Source organism: Reichenbachiella versicolor (assembly GCF_003171675.1).
GTDB lineage: Bacteria > Bacteroidota > Bacteroidia > Cytophagales > Cyclobacteriaceae > Reichenbachiella > Reichenbachiella versicolor.
The window spans coordinates 829971-849672 of record NZ_QFZQ01000002.1; the positions used below are offsets into that span (position 1 = coordinate 829971).

Below are 19702 nucleotides of genomic sequence, written 5' to 3' on the forward strand. Positions count from 1 at the left end.
TAAGGATTGATCAACTCGACATGTTGTTGTGGATTGAATTGACGAGGCTTTTAATCAGCATTTTCTATCTCAAAGATTATTTCTTGACGAATTTGACTGTATATGGAGTCTTTCCTGATACCTTGAAAACATATATACCTGATGACAAACTTGATACCGGGATTGACTCTAGAGTAGAGGATATCATACCTGTTTGCAACACTTGTCCTGAGAGATCCAATATCCAATAGTTCCTTTTGTCACTCTCACTAGATGATACTTTCATCCAGTCTCCTATGACGGGATTGGACAATAATAGGATATCTGTTTGTTCTTCATCAATGGCTATACCTTGCTTTGTAGAAGCCTTATCTAAAGTGTCTGTCAAGTCGCCTCCTACGATAGGGTTTGTTGTAGAAAATGATAGTTCTCTACCTCCACTTATTGTCATATTCGATATTGGAGAAAGATCAGAAGGTCTAGCAGAATCTCCGATTCGTACCAAGAAAGTCTCACTATCTGTCAAAGCTCCGTCACTCACTGTCACTGTTACATTGAAAGTACCTATGTAAGTATGATGTGGGGTCCAGCTGAAGAATCCTGAGTTGGCATTGATACTCATCCCATAGGCTATCGAAATAGCATCTAAGCTATAGGTCAAATTATCTCCAATATTGGGATCAGTTGCTGTAGCTGTAAATGTAAGTGTGCGATTGGATCTTACTACTTGGTCTCCAATCGCGGCTAATATCGGTGCTTCTGGTAAATCTGTAACTGTGATATTAAAAGTCTTGCTGTCTGTCAAAGCTCCATCACTCACAGTAATTGTCACCAGATAAACTCCCGATTGACTAGTAGTTGGTGTCCATTGGATAAGTCCTATATTACTATTGATAGTCATACCTAAGGCAATAGAGGCCGCGTCTAAACTATAGGTTAAACTACCTCCATTCGGATCTGTAGCTGATGCAATAAGAAGCAAAGTGTTACCTTCTAAAATGGTTTTATCTGTAATAGCTGCCAATACTGGTGGTTCGGGAAAATCAACTACTGTGATCAAGAAAGTTTCGCTATCTATGAAAGTTCCATCAGTTACGCTCACTGTTACATTATAGCTACCACTTTGACTAATACTAGGTGTCCAACTATACACTCCCGTACTTGAGTTTATAGTCATCCCTTGTGCGATAGAGGCTGCATCTAAACTATAAGTCAAAATATCGCCAACATTGGGGTCAGCTGCTGTAGCTGTAAATATCAACGCATTGGTTTCTATCACAGTCTTACTACCAATAGTTGCTAATACTGGAGCTTCGGGAAGGTCTATGACGGTAATGTCAAACGTCTCACTATCTGTCAAAGCGCCATCGCTCACTGTTATTGTTACTGAATAGACTCCTGATTGACTTGTGGTTGGTGTCCACAGAAAGGCTCCTGTATTGCTATTGATTGTCATACCCAAGGCTATAGAGGCTGCGTCTAAACTATAGGTCAAACTACCTCCATTAGGGTCTGTGGCTGATGCTGTAAAGGATAAATTGTCAGCTTCTAATACAGTCTTATCTGTAAGAGGTGCCAATACTGGTGGTTCTGGTAGATCTGTTACTGTAATCAAGAAAGTCTCACTATCTGATAAGGCTCCGTCGCTCACACTTATGGTCACATTGTAGGTACCACTTTGACTATTGTTGGGAGTCCAGCTATAAACTCCTGTAATTGAGTTTATGGTCATACCCTGAGCGATAGAGGCAGCATCTAAACTATAGTAGAGTATATCTCCCACGTTGGCATCTGTAGCTATAGGAGTAAAAGTCAACAGATTAGTTTCCATGATTACTTTACTACCAATCGAGGCTAATACCGGGGCTATATTTACCACTGGGGAAGAGAAACTCTCGTAAGCGCCTATATCTATTACCCCGCCAGCTATACGCTGATTACCTGCTAAATCTCCTCCTGGTATCTTACTGGATATTCCTGTAATATCACCTTGGTCGATCACTGTACTGGTAGTTTGCACAGAATAGTCTCGATTGGTAGGGTCTATAAATAGAGGATCAATATTTGTAGAATGAAAAGAGATATTAGCTGTCCCTAGTGCATAGGTATTATCGGGAATATCTTCAGAAAAATTCCTACGCATAGTCAAATTTGTCATTCGAGTAAAGGTTCCACTTTCCCAGAAGCCTAAACTTTCCTTAGAGTCATTGCCATAAAATATGTTGTTATAGCATGCTACATTCACTTGAGGACTATGTCCGAATGTACTTCGCTCACCAGTACAAATCAAAGCATCTCCAGATATTACATTGGATCCATTATTCTTATTATCAGCAAAAACAGAGTTGATGAATGTTGCAGTCACATTACTTGTATTATAGGCTAATATCACTCCTCCTGCTGAAGCGGTGAAACCTTTTGTATTGGGTTTATCCTCTGTAGAGTTATGATCAACGAGATTGTTGACGAAATCAAAATTAACAATGGATGCATCGCTTGACTGTAACCAATAGGAAGGTCCTCCTCTTGACGAATTGTCATGAATATGGCAATTCTCAATAAGGATATTTTGGGTAAAATTCCCTCCTGCCCCCATGAATATTCCAGCACCGACTGAGTGCCCAAAATTGTCACGTATTTTACAATTCTTAATCTTAAAATCTCCGCCTGAATCATCTACTTTGTATAAGATACCTGCTCCTTTACTTTCATCACTAGAGGTACTGGCATTTAATGGTTGTGTACCTTTTTCAATAATTAACCCATCTAATATTACACTGGGTTTAGTAACCTTCAATACATTCTCATATCTCCCATCGCCACTGAGTATAGTCAAGTTGGCATCCAAGTCTCTTTGTCTAAAAGAAGTCTCACTTCCATCAAACCCTCCAAAAACACCAATATTGCTTTCAATATCAAAACCACCTTCATACGTCCCCCTTGCTACAAAAACAGAATCAGAAGCTGTATAGAGTGCCTTGCTAAGGTCTGTAAAGGCGTCACTCCAAGACGTACCGTTGTCATTTCCTGTAGCTGTATGATCTACGTAGGCGTTTTGCAAGTCTCCTTTCAATAAAATGGAGTATTGAGAAAGTCCAATTGAATTTGCATATCCGCCATTGTACTGATCGACTCCTGAAGAAGTCACGTCCAAGTCAAAGGTACCTTTATAGAATCCACCAACAGTTAACACACGTTTATTATAGTCGACGCAAGTAGATCTCCCAAAATCACCTCCTATAAATAGATGTCTAACCAAATCCCCATCTTTGTTGAAGACTATCGCAAACCCATCATTATTTCCTGCATCAATTTGAGTACTAATGGTAGACGATGGTCCTTGCGTTGTACCATTATGTCTTATAGTTCCTAACCCTGTTCGACTATCAGCCGCTGTGGCGATTTGACCTGTTAAAGGATCTATATCAACATCAGATATTACCATCGGATAGTATGGCTGTGACAAATTAAATAATATTCGAGACCATGTAAAATTGAAAGCTGTTCCTGTTGAATTAGGAGAAAACTTCATGATAATACCCCTTCTTTTATCATCTGAAGAATTCCCTGTAATGATTTTACCATTCGTGGATATATTTCCTGAATAATCTGCTGCAACTACAACTGAATTGTCTATATCCGAATAATCTATATCAAAAATGCGCATTCTATTATTGGCAGCTGGGCCTAAGGCAACTACTCTATGAAACCCTTTAGGAGTTCCTGTTTGCTTATCTATTATTATGATATATCCATCAGATGCTCTGAGGGCTGGAGTAGTAACTATATTATTGGATGCCACCCCATTGACCTTAGTGATTGTAATAGGGCTGGAAGGGCCAGCACGTTCAATATATCCTCCAACAAAAACTTCGTTGGGGCCGACCGTTACTGATTGACTCTTCACGACTACCGGACCTCTTGCCGCGACAGCCCATTGAGCTGCAAAACTGGCATCATACTTTGCTGTGAATGAATTCTGTATACCTGGATATCCTTGTGAATTCAATACATTTGGGCCGGGATCAAGATCAAGAAACCCATCGGAATAACCTGTTACATAAATGTTGTTTTGATCATCTACTTCAGTTCCTAAAACATAGCTGTTTCCTGAGTTGGTATAATTCATACTTTCAAGGAGCGTACCAGTCGAATTAAACTTCAGCACAAAACCATTTTTGGTAGTAGTAGTTATTCCTGTCATCTCAGTAATACCATCTATTTTGAGCTCATGAACATAGTTTCCTGACACCAAAACATCTCCATTGGGTGTAACAGTTACTTCATATGCTTTATTAGTTCCCGATCCATGAAATGTCTTTTTCCAGATCAGTTCACCGTTGGCATTGTATTTTACTAAAGCACCAGCTGCTGTGGTTCCATAATTGACCTCATCTTTTCCAGCCCCGAAATCAAAATCGGCATTTCCTCTAAGAGTCATGGAAACATACGTGTTTCCATAATCATCAGAGTCGACACGATTAACTGCCATATCCTGATTGGTAAATATCATTCCTCCCCAGTCATAGAAAGTCTTGTGCGAGGCTGCTTTTGCATCAGCTACCAGCCATAGCAACATCAGATAGGTAAATAGTTTTTTCATTGTTGTTTTAATAATTATGATTTGTGATTAATTCTCTTCGGGTTTATCAGGTTTAATTAATAAAGAGTCATAACCAAGTTTTAGGTACTTTTTAAAACTTGAATTATCCAATTCATGATCTTCAATTGGTCACTATCAAAGTCTAATTCATGCTTTCATTTGAGGTGCTAAAGTATCTCTGGAGGGATTCAAAAAATCGTCAAAAAGCTCCACGATTCTGTCACAGGCTCTTGATTTGACTCAATTCCCCCCCAATTCTGTTTTGAGATATTATTAGTTGATTGTAGACATTCTGATTAGTAGTTCAGAACTACTTCATGAAAGAAATAGAAAGTTGAATAGAGACAGTGTTTCGATCAGCCTAACAAAACCTATTTTGTACTGGTAACCATTTTCTTTAAGAGAAAAAACACCTATAACTGTATCAAGTCATAAATACTAAATGATACTACTAGGTTCTTGAGATAAAACTTGAACCCTTTTTATACACTAAATAAAATCTATTGAGATTCTAATAGAACCCTAGATCATTTGTTTTCTATAAAAAAGAAAAAGGGTACTAGCCAATAATTCATTGACTGGTACCCTTTCTTTAAATTAGGAATCTTTAAAATAATGCTCTAATTACATTACAATCAACTAAATAGTAATAGGGTCAAGTGCTGATTGAACTTATGATTGTAATTATTATTTCTTCAATTCTTCAATTGCACGATCTAATATTTCATCCCTAGTAATATCTGTTCTATTCAAAGCAACAGCAATATCAGGAGGGACACCATTTTCATAATCAGGTTTCAAATCAAGGGTTAAAGCCTGAGAAATCGAGAATCTATAAATCCATCCATTGGGCAGTTGACCACCGTTTGGCAAGCCAAGGCCTCCACCAGTGGTATCACCAATTTGTATTATGCTAGGTATGGCCTTCATAGCCAATGAAGTGAATGACCCTGCACTATAAGTCCCTCTATCTGTCAGTAGTACTACTTTTTTCTCATATCGAACACCATCATTTGGACTTACATAAACTGGCTCAGCACTGGAAAAGTCATTCCTCCCAGGTCCTGATTTAATTCTAGAATAATTAGTCAGGGTCTTTTCAGATATAAAGCGACTAATTAAAGAAAAAACATCTGTCACTGCACCTCCACCATTCTCTCTTATATCCAATACTAGTCCTCGAGTGTCTTTGTATCTGTCTAGTGCAAAATCAAGATTTTTTGTATCGACAGTTCCTGTAAATTCTGGAAATCTAATGTATCCAATAGTACCATCATCAATAAAGTCATGTGCAAAGGGCCCTGAACGATAATAGTTGCGAGGCAAATAATTGTCCTCAACAATTCTAAAATCAAAATTATCCGATGTTTCTCTTGTAATGTCAAATCTGGAGACGTTAAAATTTGATACCAAGTTGGTATGATCATCTTTTAACTCTATCAACATTTTAGCTAAAATATTGAACAAAGAATCTTCTGAAATATCCTCTGAAATTTGCGCTGAATATCGAACTTTCACCTCATCCCAATCAACTCCTTTCAGCTCAAAATAGGAGTACTTTTCATTGCATTCATTCCACAAATACTCAAAATTGGTCATTGGATCTGTAGAAGCTAAATCTGGCTCCAAGAAATAGCTTTCACACGCTATCAACAATATGAAACTACATAATAGTAAGGTTATCTTCTTCATCGTCCTTTATTGTTAGTATTAAATAGTAAAGTCATTTTTAGTACATGGTGAACCATCTCTAAAGGATCTCTATCTCCTGTACGATAGGCTTCCCATGTGTAAGAATATCGAATGGCATTGTGATTTTTTAAATAACGTGTGTATTGGAAACTCCCCATTGCCCTAATTCCTGAAAACACTTTAAACTCATAGCCTCCAAAAATTTTCGGATCATTGAGCAATGCTGACTGGTCTGCATATGCAAATCCGTTTCGATACTGACTATTGACTAATCCAATATTGAACTGACCTGTCAAACTTCTTGTTTTGGGTCTTTTTTTGATTTTTAAAAACCAAATCTTTTTCTCTACTTCCTTTTTTCGACTGATGTCTTTAGTCCCTCTAAATGAAGCAAAAAGTGTAGGTATCATTTCAAACCCAACTCCATTATTGAGTAATGATTCGTTGATTCGAAGGTTGCTAGTTACATTGATAGTCCCTCCTACTTTCCAATCAATATTTGAACTAGGTAACCATCGATTGATAGATCTAAGATATTCGTAATACAAGCTCATGGACCTTACAAGACTGACAGCCTCATGATCATTGTATACGTTGTAATATGCTCCACTTGAAAATGAAAAACCATAATTTTTAAACAGATCCTGATTTTCCTTGTATCGAGAGACGGCCGTATGACTGGTTAGCCCAGAATAAAATAAGGGAGAGGTGGCAAAATCTCTAAAATAAGACACCCCCAAACCGAACTGTAGATTAATATACGACGGGATTTGCCGCCTTATTTCTTTTTTGGAGAGCGACGTTTCTTCAGGTATTTCTTGAGCCTGAGTCGAATGAAATAGCTGCATACAAAAAATTGTTGCTAATACTATTTTGAGTTTGTACTTCGTCATAATGAATAGACAGTTATTGATAGTCTTTCTTTTGATAGTTGATTGTTAAAAGTGATTGGTATTTCTCCTTGAACAAATGTTTTTAAAATGTTTTGTCTTCATAGGTATGTTGTTAATTAGTTCAATCAATAGATGACTTCATAAAAATAGAGGAGCTCATTAATTCAAAACATTTATTCAAATCAAAATATATAAGTTTCGGAGGTGTTTGACTGCAAATTAATACTATGATAAACATTGAATAAAAAAATGACGGTTGTCTTATCAGAGTCAATGGCAGTAGTCTAAAGAACCATTACTTGGACCATCTATGATTAGATATTTTGTAAGAAAGAATGATAAAAAGGAAGGAATAATTAATCATAAAAAGCTAATTCTATACGACTAAAAAAGCCTTTATACTTGTATATGATTCAACAGATAATTGGTGTTGGTGCACACCCTCTTCTCCCTTCTTCTGAGCAGAAAAAAATAAGATTGATTAATACTATTTGTCTTATTTGGGGTGCTTTTACAATTCTTTGGATGACGATAGATACTATTGGCATGCTGATTGGCGAATTGAGCTTATCTGGTTTTCAAAACAATATCATCACCCATACAGTGATTTTCTTGTGCTTAGGTCTAACAGTCCTTCTCAATAAAGTCCGTAAATATCAGATAGGTCACTTTATATTTTTCACCAATCTTTTCTTTTCCCTATCGATGTTCAGCTTCATTTTGGAGCCTGGTAAGGGAATAGAGTTTTTCATGATAATAATCGCCCCGGCTTCATTGGTATTCTTCAATAACAAAAAAGTCAACTACCTGTTTCTTATTATATCTTTTGCCCTCTTTTATGCTCCTAACTTACTAGCTGAGTATGGAACTTCAGAAATAGAAAGCAACCGTATGGCTGAGATTCAAGTCATCACTAACGACCCTACTATAAAAATAGCCTTGTTCTATTTTGTTTTTGTACTAGTCTATTATTTCAAACAATTGAATGACCGTAATGAGGAGCTTCTTACTACTCAGAGAAATGAAGCTATTCGCAATGCAAAAATCATTACAGCTCAAAAAGATGAATTGGAAAAGCTACATGAATTTAAATCACACTTTTTTGTCAATATATCACATGAAATAAGAACTCCTCTGACCTTGATAAGTGGCTATAATGAAAGTATAAGTGATATACTGGAAAAGACTTCTAATAAAAAGATACTCTATGCCAATCAGGCTATTGATAATCAATGTCAGAAGATCAAGTCCATCGTGGATAGTGTGGTAGACTTATCCAAACTAGATCTAAAAGCGCTCTCATTAGACCTTAAAATCATCCAGCTAAATACTTTTATTCGACGTATTTACAAGGCATTCAAACTTCCTTATGACAATAAGCAGGTTGGCTTGGCTTTGATAGATGAAGCTCCTGATTTATTCATTCAAGCTGATGCTTTGTATCTAGAGAGGGCTTTTAATAATATTTTGAACAATGCTTTGAAATACACTGAAGCAGGTCAAAATGTCGTCATCCTATTGAAAATAGAACATGACACAGCATACATTGAAGTGAATGATGAAGGAATGGGTATTCCAGAAGATGAAGTCGACAAGGTGTTTGAACGTTTTTATCAGGTCAAAGACAATCTGGTAAATCAAACTGGAGGTAGTGGTATAGGTTTGGCTTTCTCAAAAGAAATCATATCACTACACGAAGGGAATATTACTGTCAAAAGCAAGTTAAATGAAGGATCTTCTTTTATAATCAGTCTGCCTACTTTAGAGGAAGCATCCTACCAAGAAAACGTTAATCACAACAATAATAACGAAGATACTCATCATGCTATTGATAACCTTAATAACTCCTCTCATCACATATTAGTCGTAGAGGACAATAGAGAGATGAGAAAGTTCATTGTCGATCTTTTGAAGCAATACAAAGTATCGGAAGCGAATAATGGCGTTGAAGCTTTAGAAATACTAGCGAATCGATCGATCGATTTGGTTATTACGGATTATATGATGCCTAAAATGGACGGGTATGACTTGGTTATTCAAATCAAAAAAAATCACCCTAAAGTACCTGTGATTATTCTAACTGCTAGAACAGAACCTACTACTAAGCTTGAGTTACTAGGATTGGGAGTAAATGATTACATCCACAAACCTTTTAGTTCGAATGAACTTTCCATTAGGGTAAAAAATATTCTGTCAGAGGACTTGAAAATCGATAAATCTAATAGCTCTGATAAAAATGACAATCCTTTGAATAAGTTAAAATCATATATTGAAGAAAACGCGAATCAAACTATCAATGTTAATGATATAGCGGACCATCTTTACATGTCAAAGAGTACATTATCAAGATTGGTCAAAGCAGAAACAGGGCTCAGTACAAATCATTTTATAAGAGAGATTAAGCTCAGACTAGCGAAAAAATATATTGAGGAAAACAGGTTTCAAACTATCAAAGAACTGTCTAATTCTATCGGGTACTCTAAAACTGACTACTTCTCAAAACTTTATGAGGATAGGTTTGGAACAAAACCTAGTGACCTATTATAGATTAAAAAAAGAGGTTGCTAAGTCGTAGAAAATTCATCTTTCAGAGCGATGGCGAAGTTTTTTTCAAATACCACATGGTATATTTCGCTCTGTCAATCATGACGTTTTTTAGACTTTAACAACCTCTTTTTTTCTTTCTAATCTATGCTTGATATAAGTGACAGATAAGAAAGTCTTATTTGAAGAGCTACAAAAGATTACTAGCAATCCATATCTTTCTGATAGAATTGTTTTCTCTATCCGCTACAAACAAGTTTCCATTTGTATCAAATACCATTCCTTCTGGATGTCGAAACCTAGCTAAAGAACCACCACCATTTACATAACCTTTAGCTGTATGGCCTGCAAAAACAGTCACTTTTGCGTCAGGTGTAATTTTTCTTATGACACTGTTATCTTTTTCAGAAACATAGAGATTGTCGCTTGAGTCTATTATGATACCCATAGGACCAGCAAAACGAGCAAGTGATCCTGTACCATTTGTAAACCCTCTGACCGATCCTGCGAATGTTGAAGTTTCTCCTAATGGTGTGACCTTTCGAATAAGACTACTCCCGTGATCTACAACGAATAAATCACCAGATGAATTGATCGCAATATCAGAAGGAAGATCAAATGATGCCAAGACTCCAACACCATCTTCGCTGCCTCTCGATCCTTTTCCTGCCAAAGTAGTAACTACCCCACTTGGAGTTATTTTTCTAATAGCATTATTCCCTTGATCAGCAACGTAAAGATTGCCTGAAGCATCTATAGTTATTCCAGCTGGTTGGTTGAAAGTTGCTGCACTACCTGTTCCGTTCGTAAAACCTGCAACGGTGGGAGAACCTGCAACTGTGGTGACTACCCCGGATGGTGTAACCTTTCTAATAGTATGACTTCCCTGATCACAAACATAAATGTTACCAGAAGGATCAATAGTCAATCCAGCAGGATTCCAAAATCTAGCTCTATTACCAGTATCATCGACATGACCTACGGATGTTCTGACTCCTGCAAGAATTGAAGTGACTTTGTTTGGATAGACTTTTACAATACGATGGTTGTTATAATCAGACACATAGAGGTTACCTGCAACGTCCATGACAATACCTCTAGGGTCATTAAATATTGTTAATGAAGGTGCTCCTGCAAAAGTGTTGACTATGGTATTAATTTCTACCACATCTGTCACATTGATAGTGATATCAGTTGTCTCACTCAACTCTCCATCAGTCACTTTTACTTTGACTGTATGAACTGTAGCGGTTTCATAATCGAGTGTTTTCACTTCATGTAAACTAATTGTACCGTCAGATGCTACTCTAAACTTATTTTCACTTTCTGATGGTACTAAACTGAATGTTAAATTACCTCCCTCTGGATCAGTGGCTGTTACATTTCCTACCACAGTGCCAGAAGCAATATCTTCGGCCGCTGTAAATACAAATGGTGATGAATCGAATTTAGGCGCTTCATTGACATCCGTTACTGTAACAGTAATATTCGCCATACTAGTCAACGTGCCATCACTTACTGATAAGGCAATAGAATAACTCTCCACTGATTCATAATCCAACTGAGCCAAAGCTTTGATTGTACCATCCTCATCCACAATTATGTCTCGACCATCAGGATCACCAGGCCAACTAAAAGTGAGTACGTCTCCATCAGAGTCGGTAGCTACAATTTGCCCCACTACAGCATCAATTGAATTATTTTCTGCTATCGTGAAACTTTGATCTACTACTTCAGGAGCTTTATTTTTATTGACACTGATTACATTAATAGTAATATCAGCCGAAGCTTTATCCTTACCATCTGTCGCTTCTACAGTAATGAGATGAGAAGACGTTGCTGTCGCATCAAGACTCTTACCAGGAGCAAGGCTCAGCTCACCTGACGAGGTGATTTCAAACAAGTCTTTGTCATTTGTAATGATACTAAATGTGAGTACATCTTCGTCATCTAAATCTGAAGCTTCTACCTTCCCAAATAGATCTGTGTCAGAAGCTGCTTCAGAGACATTAAAAGATTGTGCTACTATAGTTGGTAACTGATTTTGAGGTTGTTGAATTTCGTTTTCAACCTCTCCATCTTCAGCACAAGAAAATGACAATACAAGAATTACTATTAGTAAAGTGCTTTTTAATATTTTCATGATGTTTTTTAATAATTGGGTGATAGCCCATAGAGTTAATTACCGAACCTTAGATCGGGATTACATAGAATTTCGATAGTATCCCATACCGTAGTTCAAAGGATTTCATTAGGTGTTTCGCAGAAATAATATCAGATCATACTCAGCTGTAAATCAAAACCTTAGTTTGATCCATTGATTGAAAGGATGTTGCGGTGTAATCTTTAATGGATTTTAAAGATGCTATACTTTTGGTTACGACTATAAAGCCATAACCAAAAGATAGTTGTAAACAATAAGCTTAACTTCTCTACTCAATTCTTCTATTGAATAGAAAATCGAGGTTGTGAGTCTTTAGAATCAGATTCTCTTACAGAAAAATCAATGATTTCAGTATAAGTAGATACTTCTCCTATAGGTGTATTTTGAATAAACTGAACTTTGATATTGTTTTTACCGCTCTTTAAGTTCTCTTCAGGAATTGTTCCTGTTTTAACCAGATTAGAACTTATCACCTCATCGTTCAGAGTGATCTTGTATGCGTTAATACCTGTCTGTATGTTGGTAGTAATTTCATACCTAATTGCCTCATTTATCCTACCTAGAAATACTGAATTTGCCGTGATGTCTCGTGGAGGAGTCGTAATAGAAAAGTCATGAGTGACCTCATCCTTGACTTCCTTATCATCCGTAGAGATAGCAAAGAACTCTATCTCGTTATTTCCTAAAAACAACTCACTTGACTTAAAGTCATACGATAATACATTACTCTCTATTTCTATAGTTTCAACTTCTGTAATTATTCTATAACCTTTTACTTCAAAGTTTTCCGGTTTGACCCAATTAATAGTAGTAGCAAAAGGATCACCCATATTTCCAAAAGTGATTTTTAAATCAGCTGCTGTTGGCTCATCATTAGTATTTGAGCTGCCACCACCATTGTCCGAACTATCATTATTACTATCTCCCGAATCGTTATTACCCGTACCACCTGTATTACTTCCATCAGAGTTATCGTCATTCTCATTACCGTCATCTGATGTCTCTTCTGTCTGTTCATCTTCTTTCAATACTTCCTCACTTTCATCTCCATTACAAGAAACAAGAAAAAGAAATAAGGCCGCCATTCCTACCTTGCAAAACCATGTTTTAGCTTGATTAATTATTTTCATAATTGATATAATTTTTTGAAGCTAAAGTAGATTGAAGGCATTCCACAAAATCGTCAAAAACTACCACAAACTGGTCACAGCCCCCAATTTTGACTCTTTTACACCCATATTTCACTTTCTGAATATTTCATTTGCAGCAAGGCAATGCTTTTTTCTGTTAGACTTTAGCCCAGCAAATCAACTCTCTTGTATCAATGACCATTTGAATAGCGAATGGTAAATCTTTAACCATGAACAAATCCTTTAAAAGACTATCTAAACTCAACCCATACAGTAAGCTTATACAGCTAGGTATGAATGAAAATCTTGATGATACTCAAATCAAGAAAAACACCCATTTCAATATTTTTTGTATTGTCTGGTATCATTCATTTCTCATGAATATCATCTTGACACTCATCAAGGAAGAGCCCCAATTAAACATCATACTAATCAACTCTTCTGGGTTCCTATTTGTAATGATCTGTCAGTGGCTCAACCATATAGGCAAGTTTAATCTGGCTGTATTTAGTCTATTGACCTATACCATTTTCAATTTTTTCCTACTTTCTTGTTTCCTCGTGAACGAGAGTTTTGTTGAGTTCTTCTTTTTAATCGTTCCATGCCTTGGTCTGTTGTTCTTTGACAAAAACTTTTACAGTTGGATACTAATGGTACTGTCTTTGACTGCATTTCATGCCTCCTTTTTACTTTTTGACAACTATCAAGATAAGGGTCTTATTTTCTCTCCACCATTACTGACTTTCTTATTCGTAGTTGTTTTCATGATAGTTTTTTACTTGAAAAAATTGAACAACCAAAACGAGAGGCTTTTAAGACTGGAACGTGACAAGGTTCTAAATGATAAAATCATTCTCCAACAGCAACAAAAAGAACTTGAGGAGTTAAATGAATTCAAATCCCATTTTTTTGTAAACCTATCTCATGAAATACGAACTCCTCTCACACTAATCACTGGGCACAATGAACGGATTCATAACGTCCTTGGTGATAATATGAACCCTATACTGAACGGATCTACTAAGTCTATCAAAGAGCAATGTGACAAGATAAAAACCATAGTAGATGGAGTAATTGATTTATCAAAGCTAGACACTCAGTCCCTCGATATGGATCTAAAAAGAATTGCTTTGACTCCGTTCATTACTAGGATATATCAAAGTTTTAAAGTTCCATTTGAAAACAAAGGTGTCAAGCTTAAATTCATTAATCATACAAATGAGCTGTATATTGATGCAGATGAGCTCTATCTAGAGAGAGCCATCAATAATATCCTGAATAATGCTCTTAAATACACTCAACCCACAGGTAGTGTATTCATTACCTTATCTTTCAATAATTCCCAATTGATCATAGAAATTAGAGATCAGGGTATCGGTATTCCTAGAGAACAAATAAGTCAAGTATTTGAACGTTTCTTTCAAGTCAAAGACAATCCTATTAACAAAACTGGAGGAAGTGGAATTGGTCTTTCTTTCACTAAAGAGATTATTGGCTTACACCAAGGTAGTATTGATGTTGAAAGCGAATTGAATTCAGGAAGTTCTTTCTTTATTAAACTTCCTATTTCAGTATACAAAACAAATAATTCAACGGTCAGCACTCTTCACCATAAGCCTAATTTGAAATTACTTGATCCATCATTGTATAATTTATTGATTGTAGAAGACAATGTTGAAATGAGGCAATTGATAAAAGGAACGTTTAAATCCTATCGATGCTATGAAGCTAATCATGGATTAGAAGCTCTGGAAATACTGATGAAAGAGTCTATCGATTTGGTGATTACGGATTTCATGATGCCTAAAATGGACGGCTATCAACTAGTCATGGAATTGAAAAAAAGACAAATAAATGTCCCAGTAATTGTACTGACTGCTCGAACCGAGCCTCAAGCTAAATTGGAACTTCTTAACGCTGGTATAAATGACTATATACATAAGCCTTTCAGCATGCAAGAGTTATCCATCAGAGTTAAAAACATTTTGAATCAAAATGCATCAAGACAAGAGGTAATAGAAGACGAGAATAATTTACTAAATCAAGAGGATGACACCCTTCTTAAAATAAGGCTATTCATAGAGGAGAACCTCAATAAGCCTTTAAAAATAAGTGATCTAGTAAACAACTTTTACATGTCACAAAGTACCCTCTCTAGACTTATTAAATCTGAAACTGGTTTAAGTACCAATAATTTCATCAAAGAAGTAAGATTAAGAGTGGCTCGGAAGTATATCGAAACTGGTAAATACAAAACCTTAAAGGAGCTATCAAATGCTGTAGGCTATAACAAACCTGATTATTTCTCAAGATTGTATGAAGAGCGATTTGGCGTCAAACCTAATGAGAACCATGTGGATGAAGCGATAACCTTATAGAACTAAATTATCTAGCTTTCAGGTATTAGAAACTAATTATAGATAAATGAATGTATTTAGCCTAACTAGATATTTAAAGAGATATACCCTTTAATAGCTTGTGATTTAAAATAATCCATCATTTCAGGAAGTCTTATGGCTTTACTGAAATGATGGAACCTCAATAAACTCTACAACACTATCCCAAAACTGACAGCTTGTAACTGTGGACCTCTATCCTTTACGAATACATTGTTGAGGTCATATTGAACGAACATATCTATAAAACTAATTCCTATGAGTGCTTTGACGCCGTAGCGCAAGTTTGATAAATAGAAGTTACCTTTTGATTTATCCTTCTGTTTGTCTCCATCTAGCTGATAGATGAATTTCGATCTACTACCAATACGGTACCCTACATACCCGCCTACTCCTATACGAAAGTGTTTTCTTTTTTCTCTATCTAAAAACTCATAACCTCTATTCCCTGGTTTATCCTTTCCATAGTTAAAATCAATCATTGGTATAAATGAAGCATTGATATGTGTGATACCTAACTTACTTTTAATAGGGTTAATATCTGTACGCTCGAGCAGTTCGATAGACTCATCTCCTTTGATAAACTGATACTCGCTATTTTCAAGCTTGAACTGATACCAAGACATCCCAACTCCATAGTCTAACACAAACGGTCCTGCTACTTGCGTTTTTGTATTTGCTTTGACTGCAAAGTAGGTAGATCCCCAAGTTCGCAAAGAATAATTACTGTCAAAAGCATCCGGAAAGTCTCCATCTTCGAGCCAATTGGCTAATCCCCATTCAAGCTCCATGGTAGATCTAGACTTTTTAATATTCCAATTAGTTTTTTCCTCTTCTTCATCCTCATCATCGAGATCTTCAAGTTTTTCCCACCATTTTTTAGAGTCTTCTCTTACTTTATACTCTGACGCAGTGGAATCTCTCAGGTATTCACGCCCTTCATCATCTTCAATTTTCACCACTTGAGTAGTAGAATCTTCTTCTTGTACACTCTCGCTAATTTCCGAAACCATCTTGTTTAGATCGTATTTAACCATAGTTTCGAAATCCTTGGGATCATCAGCTATCAACATGACCTTTCCTTTATCTCCAAACTCTAATAAGATTGTATCTCGAGCTATATCTGATTGACTGACTAATCTATTTGCCGATACCAGTACTGGCAAACACAGTAATATTGATAATGCAATAGTCTTCATATTAATTATTATTTGAGTTTCTGTTTTTTAATATTCCTAATTCTTTAGTCGACCCTATTGTCCGACCGACCTTATGTTTGATTGACGCCCATACCTCTGCGGGCTTTTCTTTTGTAAACTTGATCACCTTATCTATATCATCATTCGGCAGTACTGTCTTAGATTTAGCAACCAAATCACCAGTTTCTTTTTGATTTGCTTTGATATAAGTAATCTTGATAGGTAGTAATTGTTCTTCTTCTAGTTCCTCTATAGTGTTTTCTTGAGCGATGTACTCTTCTATTAAACCCATATCATTTGTAGACTCTTCAATAGGCATTTTTTCCATCATTTGATCTTCCTCTTCCTGCTTTTCAGTTAATAGCGTAGTGGAATTAGATTTTGCAATAATTGAGTACGGGTTTAACTGTTGTTTTTTAACAACAAAGTCTACTTCTTGGATATTTAAGTTTAATGATGGCTTTGCGATCTCCTGTTTCAAAACTCTAGGCACCACATAGCTTACTTCAAACTTCTCTCTATTGACGGTACTATATCTAACCCCTGCTACAACTAACAACACCAACATAGCAGCGGCAGAATACCAGTAATATGGATTTTTCTTTTTAACCTGACCCTCATCAAGCATTAGATCCAATTGACTCCAAGCCTCCTCGCTAACTGTAACAGTATGATTGGTTAGCTTCTTTCTAAATATGTTATCAAACTTCTTAGCTTCCATTTCCCTGCTTTTTTTGTGCGACAGCATTCCAATTAGTCATCTTATTTTGCAAAAATTTCCTAGCTCTACTTAACTGAGTTCGTGAAGTAATCACACTTATACCAAGTTGATCTGCTATCTCTTGATGGTTATATCCTTCTATAGCATACATATTGAACACCGATCTATAGCCTTCTGGCAGTAAAGCAATCAACTTTAAAAGGTCTTCCGACTCCAATTGATCTGCAATAGTTTCTAGTGGCATTCCTACCTTTACATCCTCTATATCCATTTCTAGATACATAGACTTATTCTTTCTTATCCAAGTCAAGCTTTTGTTGACCATAATCTTCCTGACCCAGCCTTCAAAACTTCCTTCTTGTTTGTAAGTATCTAGCTTTTGAAACACTGTCATAAAACCATCCAACATCACCTCTTCAGCCAAAGACCTATCACCAATGTATCGCATGCATACAGACAGCATCAAGGGTGACATCTGTTGAAACAGTGCCTTTTGAGCTTGCCTATCCTTCTTGAGGCAATATTTGATGAGTTCCTTCTCGGTTCTATTGATAATCACTAATTTTTTTATTGAGTTATGGGTTAGATACAGCTAATGCCCCATACGTTGCATCATAGATGAAAAATATTTCTACAAACGACAAACAAAACATGTAAAACACATAAAGTCAGACACTTACTAGCTTAAATAAATTATTATTTCTAACTTTTATGTTCGACTAAAAAATAAACCATCATGAAAAACAATGTCTCCACTCCTATCCTAACAGAAGACGAAAAAAGAGAATTGATTCTCGATGAAATGGTAAGCTTGATCGCTGATAACCTTAGAATAAAAAGTGATTATGAACTGTATATGGCTAGTAGTGCCACGGAACAGGACAAAATAACAGTTAAGAACCTCTATAATATGGCTTTCAAGGCTGCTAGCAACTAATTAAAAATTTGTATCAAAAAAGAAACCTCGAAAGTTTATCTGATCGTTCAGAAAACCTTCGAGGTTTTTTAAGGCCTATTTGTCTTTTCTTCTTTCTTTTAAAGAAGGCACTTCAATTAGAAACTCTATTCGGACTTTGCTCTCAAAGCTTCATTTTGAGCTTTGATTCTTTCCATTTGTTGACCTGATAGTTTCTGCTGATATAGATAATTGATAGATGGTCTCTTGTAATGCTTTTGCATTTGAGGATCATGAAGATCCCTGCTTAAATCACAGTCAAACCTCAAAAGTACTGCATGGTTTTTCTTCCAGTTACCACCTGGGACTGTATAGTGAGAAATACCCCAAGTAATACCTCTACCATCAGTGGTATTGGTAAATGCATCTGGGACATATGGACCAGCAGCATCAGGAATATTTTGCACACAAGAAGCGATTTCGAAATTAACCCAATCTTCAGCATATTGAATTGTGTTCATCTCATTTCCATCACGAATAGCAAATGCAGCCACACCTTTTTTGTAAGGGAACAAAGTAGTTTCGTGGCCTGAATTCATAACAGGATTTAATGGATGTTTTTCAAATGGACCTAATGGATCATCTGCAATAGCCAAACCATGCATTCTCACGGTATTAGTAGAATCTGAACCACCAAAATCTGACTTATAATACAGGTAGATCTTGCCATCATGTACCATTGGGTATGGATCGTGGATAGAATATTGATCCCATTCTCCTTCTCCTCCATTTGGAATTACCACTTTATTGGCAGCAGTCCAAGGACCATCTGGAGAATCGGCATAAGATACTGCCACAGGACAATTATCCCCACCACTTTTTCCTGACGCTTCTGAGAAAGCTTGGTAGTATAAGTAGAACTTACCATTGAACTTTAAAATATCCGTAGTCGTGACAGATCTCCATCCTGGAGCTGGTTTTGGAGGACGAGGAACTGCTACTCCTTGCTCTTTCCAAGTAAAACCATCCTCAGAAGTTGCATAATATATATCTGCTAAATCCCAGTCAGCTGACGGATTCACATCTGTACTCAAATGAGCATTTCTAACACCTACTGGAGGTACTGGTGTCTCTCTATGAGTGTAATAGACGTAGTATTTTCCATTTTCAAAGATGATTTTAGACGGATCACGTCGAGAGATCGTGCCATCTCCACCATTGTAATCAAACCCCTCTAATTTGGTGTACTTGAACTGAGAGTACAGTTCATTGGTCTCTGGTCTTGTTCCTTCGTAACTATAGTTTCGCTCTAAAGCTGCACTTAATGGCATATCAGGTCTTTCATTATTCATATAAAATGGAAAACCTTTTACTGTTGATTCAGAAGTCAAAGATGCTTCCGCTTTTTGATTCGTAGCCGGTGGGCTACATTGCATTCCTAGTATAGACAGCATCACTGCTGATGCCCAAAACAAGTGTCTCATGT

Annotated in this window: 12 protein-coding genes; 3 read left to right on the forward strand and 9 right to left on the reverse strand. The window is 36.4% G+C overall.

The annotated features are described in order from the left end of the window. Positions 1-76: 76 nt before the first annotated feature. The 3 genes from DKG80_RS08080 to DKG80_RS08090 all read right to left on the reverse strand — a co-directional run bounded on the left by DKG80_RS08080 (position 77) and on the right by DKG80_RS08090 (position 7167). The gene (locus DKG80_RS08080) at positions 77-4582 is read right to left on the reverse strand and encodes a putative Ig domain-containing protein (protein WP_109830804.1); all 4506 of its coding nucleotides are present in this window, start codon (positions 4580-4582) and stop codon (positions 77-79) included. Between the two features lie 687 nt (positions 4583-5269). After that, the gene (locus DKG80_RS08085) at positions 5270-6274 is read right to left on the reverse strand and encodes a S41 family peptidase (protein WP_109830805.1); all 1005 of its coding nucleotides are present in this window, start codon (positions 6272-6274) and stop codon (positions 5270-5272) included. Then, a complete protein-coding gene (locus tag DKG80_RS08090) occupies positions 6271-7167 on the reverse strand; it encodes a hypothetical protein (RefSeq protein WP_162555760.1) in 897 nt (298 codons plus the stop codon). Before DKG80_RS08090 ends, DKG80_RS08085 begins: the two co-directional genes overlap by 4 nt. Before the next feature lie 408 nt (positions 7168-7575). Between DKG80_RS08090 and DKG80_RS08095 the strand changes: the two genes are divergently transcribed. Further along, positions 7576-9714 (forward strand): response regulator, encoded by a 2139-nt coding sequence (locus DKG80_RS08095; RefSeq protein WP_109830807.1) that lies wholly within the window; start codon positions 7576-7578, stop codon positions 9712-9714. Between the two features lie 187 nt (positions 9715-9901). Here DKG80_RS08095 and DKG80_RS08100 read toward each other — a convergent pair whose 3' ends face one another. Both DKG80_RS08100 and DKG80_RS08105 read right to left on the reverse strand, forming a co-directional pair. Next, positions 9902-11854: a cadherin domain-containing protein gene (locus tag DKG80_RS08100; protein ID WP_109830808.1), complete on the reverse strand. Its 1953-nt coding sequence runs from the start codon at positions 11852-11854 to the stop codon at positions 9902-9904. A 302-nt stretch (positions 11855-12156) separates the two neighbouring features. Then, complete coding sequence (locus tag DKG80_RS08105) at positions 12157-13005, reverse strand: hypothetical protein (RefSeq protein ID WP_109830809.1); 849 nt, start codon at positions 13003-13005, stop codon at positions 12157-12159. A gap of 230 nt (positions 13006-13235) precedes the next feature. On the opposite strand from DKG80_RS08105, the gene DKG80_RS08110 reads away from it, so the two are divergent. After that, positions 13236-15383 carry an ATP-binding response regulator gene (locus tag DKG80_RS08110; protein WP_109830810.1) on the forward strand — a complete coding sequence of 716 codons (2148 nt, stop codon included), beginning with the start codon at positions 13236-13238 and terminating at the stop codon, positions 15381-15383. A gap of 170 nt (positions 15384-15553) precedes the next feature. Here DKG80_RS08110 and DKG80_RS08115 read toward each other — a convergent pair whose 3' ends face one another. The 3 genes from DKG80_RS08115 to DKG80_RS08125 are packed head-to-tail and all read right to left on the reverse strand — an operon-like array spanning position 15554 to position 17880. Next, a complete protein-coding gene (locus tag DKG80_RS08115; RefSeq protein WP_109830811.1) occupies positions 15554-16600 on the reverse strand; it encodes a hypothetical protein in 1047 nt (348 codons plus the stop codon). Between the two features lies 1 nt (position 16601). Beyond that, positions 16602-17321: a hypothetical protein gene (locus DKG80_RS08120; protein ID WP_109830812.1), complete on the reverse strand. Its 720-nt coding sequence runs from the start codon at positions 17319-17321 to the stop codon at positions 16602-16604. Beyond that, positions 17311-17880: an RNA polymerase sigma factor gene (locus DKG80_RS08125; RefSeq protein ID WP_245906975.1), complete on the reverse strand. Its 570-nt coding sequence runs from the start codon at positions 17878-17880 to the stop codon at positions 17311-17313. Before DKG80_RS08125 ends, DKG80_RS08120 begins: the two co-directional genes overlap by 11 nt. Before the next feature lie 177 nt (positions 17881-18057). On the opposite strand from DKG80_RS08125, the gene DKG80_RS08130 reads away from it, so the two are divergent. Beyond that, complete coding sequence (locus tag DKG80_RS08130; protein WP_109830813.1) at positions 18058-18258, forward strand: hypothetical protein; 201 nt, start codon at positions 18058-18060, stop codon at positions 18256-18258. Positions 18259-18383: 125 nt separating this feature from the next. Here the strand turns inward: DKG80_RS08130 and DKG80_RS08135 are convergent, their stop codons facing one another. Then, the gene (locus DKG80_RS08135; protein WP_109830863.1) at positions 18384-19700 is read right to left on the reverse strand and encodes a glycoside hydrolase family 117 protein; all 1317 of its coding nucleotides are present in this window, start codon (positions 19698-19700) and stop codon (positions 18384-18386) included. Between the last annotated feature and the right edge of the window lie 2 nt (positions 19701-19702).

Bases quoted from the DNA above. Each gene is read 5' to 3' on its own strand.
- DKG80_RS08080 (WP_109830804.1), bottom strand. From the start codon at position 4,582: ATGAAAAAACTATTTACCTATCTGATGTTGCTATGGCTGGTAGCTGAT.
- DKG80_RS08085 (WP_109830805.1), bottom strand. From the start codon at position 6,274: ATGAAGAAGATAACCTTACTATTATGTAGTTTCATATTGTTGATAGCG.
- DKG80_RS08090 (WP_162555760.1), bottom strand. From the start codon at position 7,167: ATGACGAAGTACAAACTCAAAATAGTATTAGCAACAATTTTTTGTATG.
- DKG80_RS08095 (WP_109830807.1), top strand. From the start codon at position 7,576: ATGATTCAACAGATAATTGGTGTTGGTGCACACCCTCTTCTCCCTTCT.
- DKG80_RS08100 (WP_109830808.1), bottom strand. From the start codon at position 11,854: ATGAAAATATTAAAAAGCACTTTACTAATAGTAATTCTTGTATTGTCA.
- DKG80_RS08105 (WP_109830809.1), bottom strand. From the start codon at position 13,005: ATGAAAATAATTAATCAAGCTAAAACATGGTTTTGCAAGGTAGGAATG.
- DKG80_RS08110 (WP_109830810.1), top strand. From the start codon at position 13,236: ATGAACAAATCCTTTAAAAGACTATCTAAACTCAACCCATACAGTAAG.
- DKG80_RS08115 (WP_109830811.1), bottom strand. From the start codon at position 16,600: ATGAAGACTATTGCATTATCAATATTACTGTGTTTGCCAGTACTGGTA.
- DKG80_RS08120 (WP_109830812.1), bottom strand. From the start codon at position 17,321: ATGGAAGCTAAGAAGTTTGATAACATATTTAGAAAGAAGCTAACCAAT.
- DKG80_RS08130 (WP_109830813.1), top strand. From the start codon at position 18,058: ATGAAAAACAATGTCTCCACTCCTATCCTAACAGAAGACGAAAAAAGA.
- DKG80_RS08135 (WP_109830863.1), bottom strand. From the start codon at position 19,700: ATGAGACACTTGTTTTGGGCATCAGCAGTGATGCTGTCTATACTAGGA.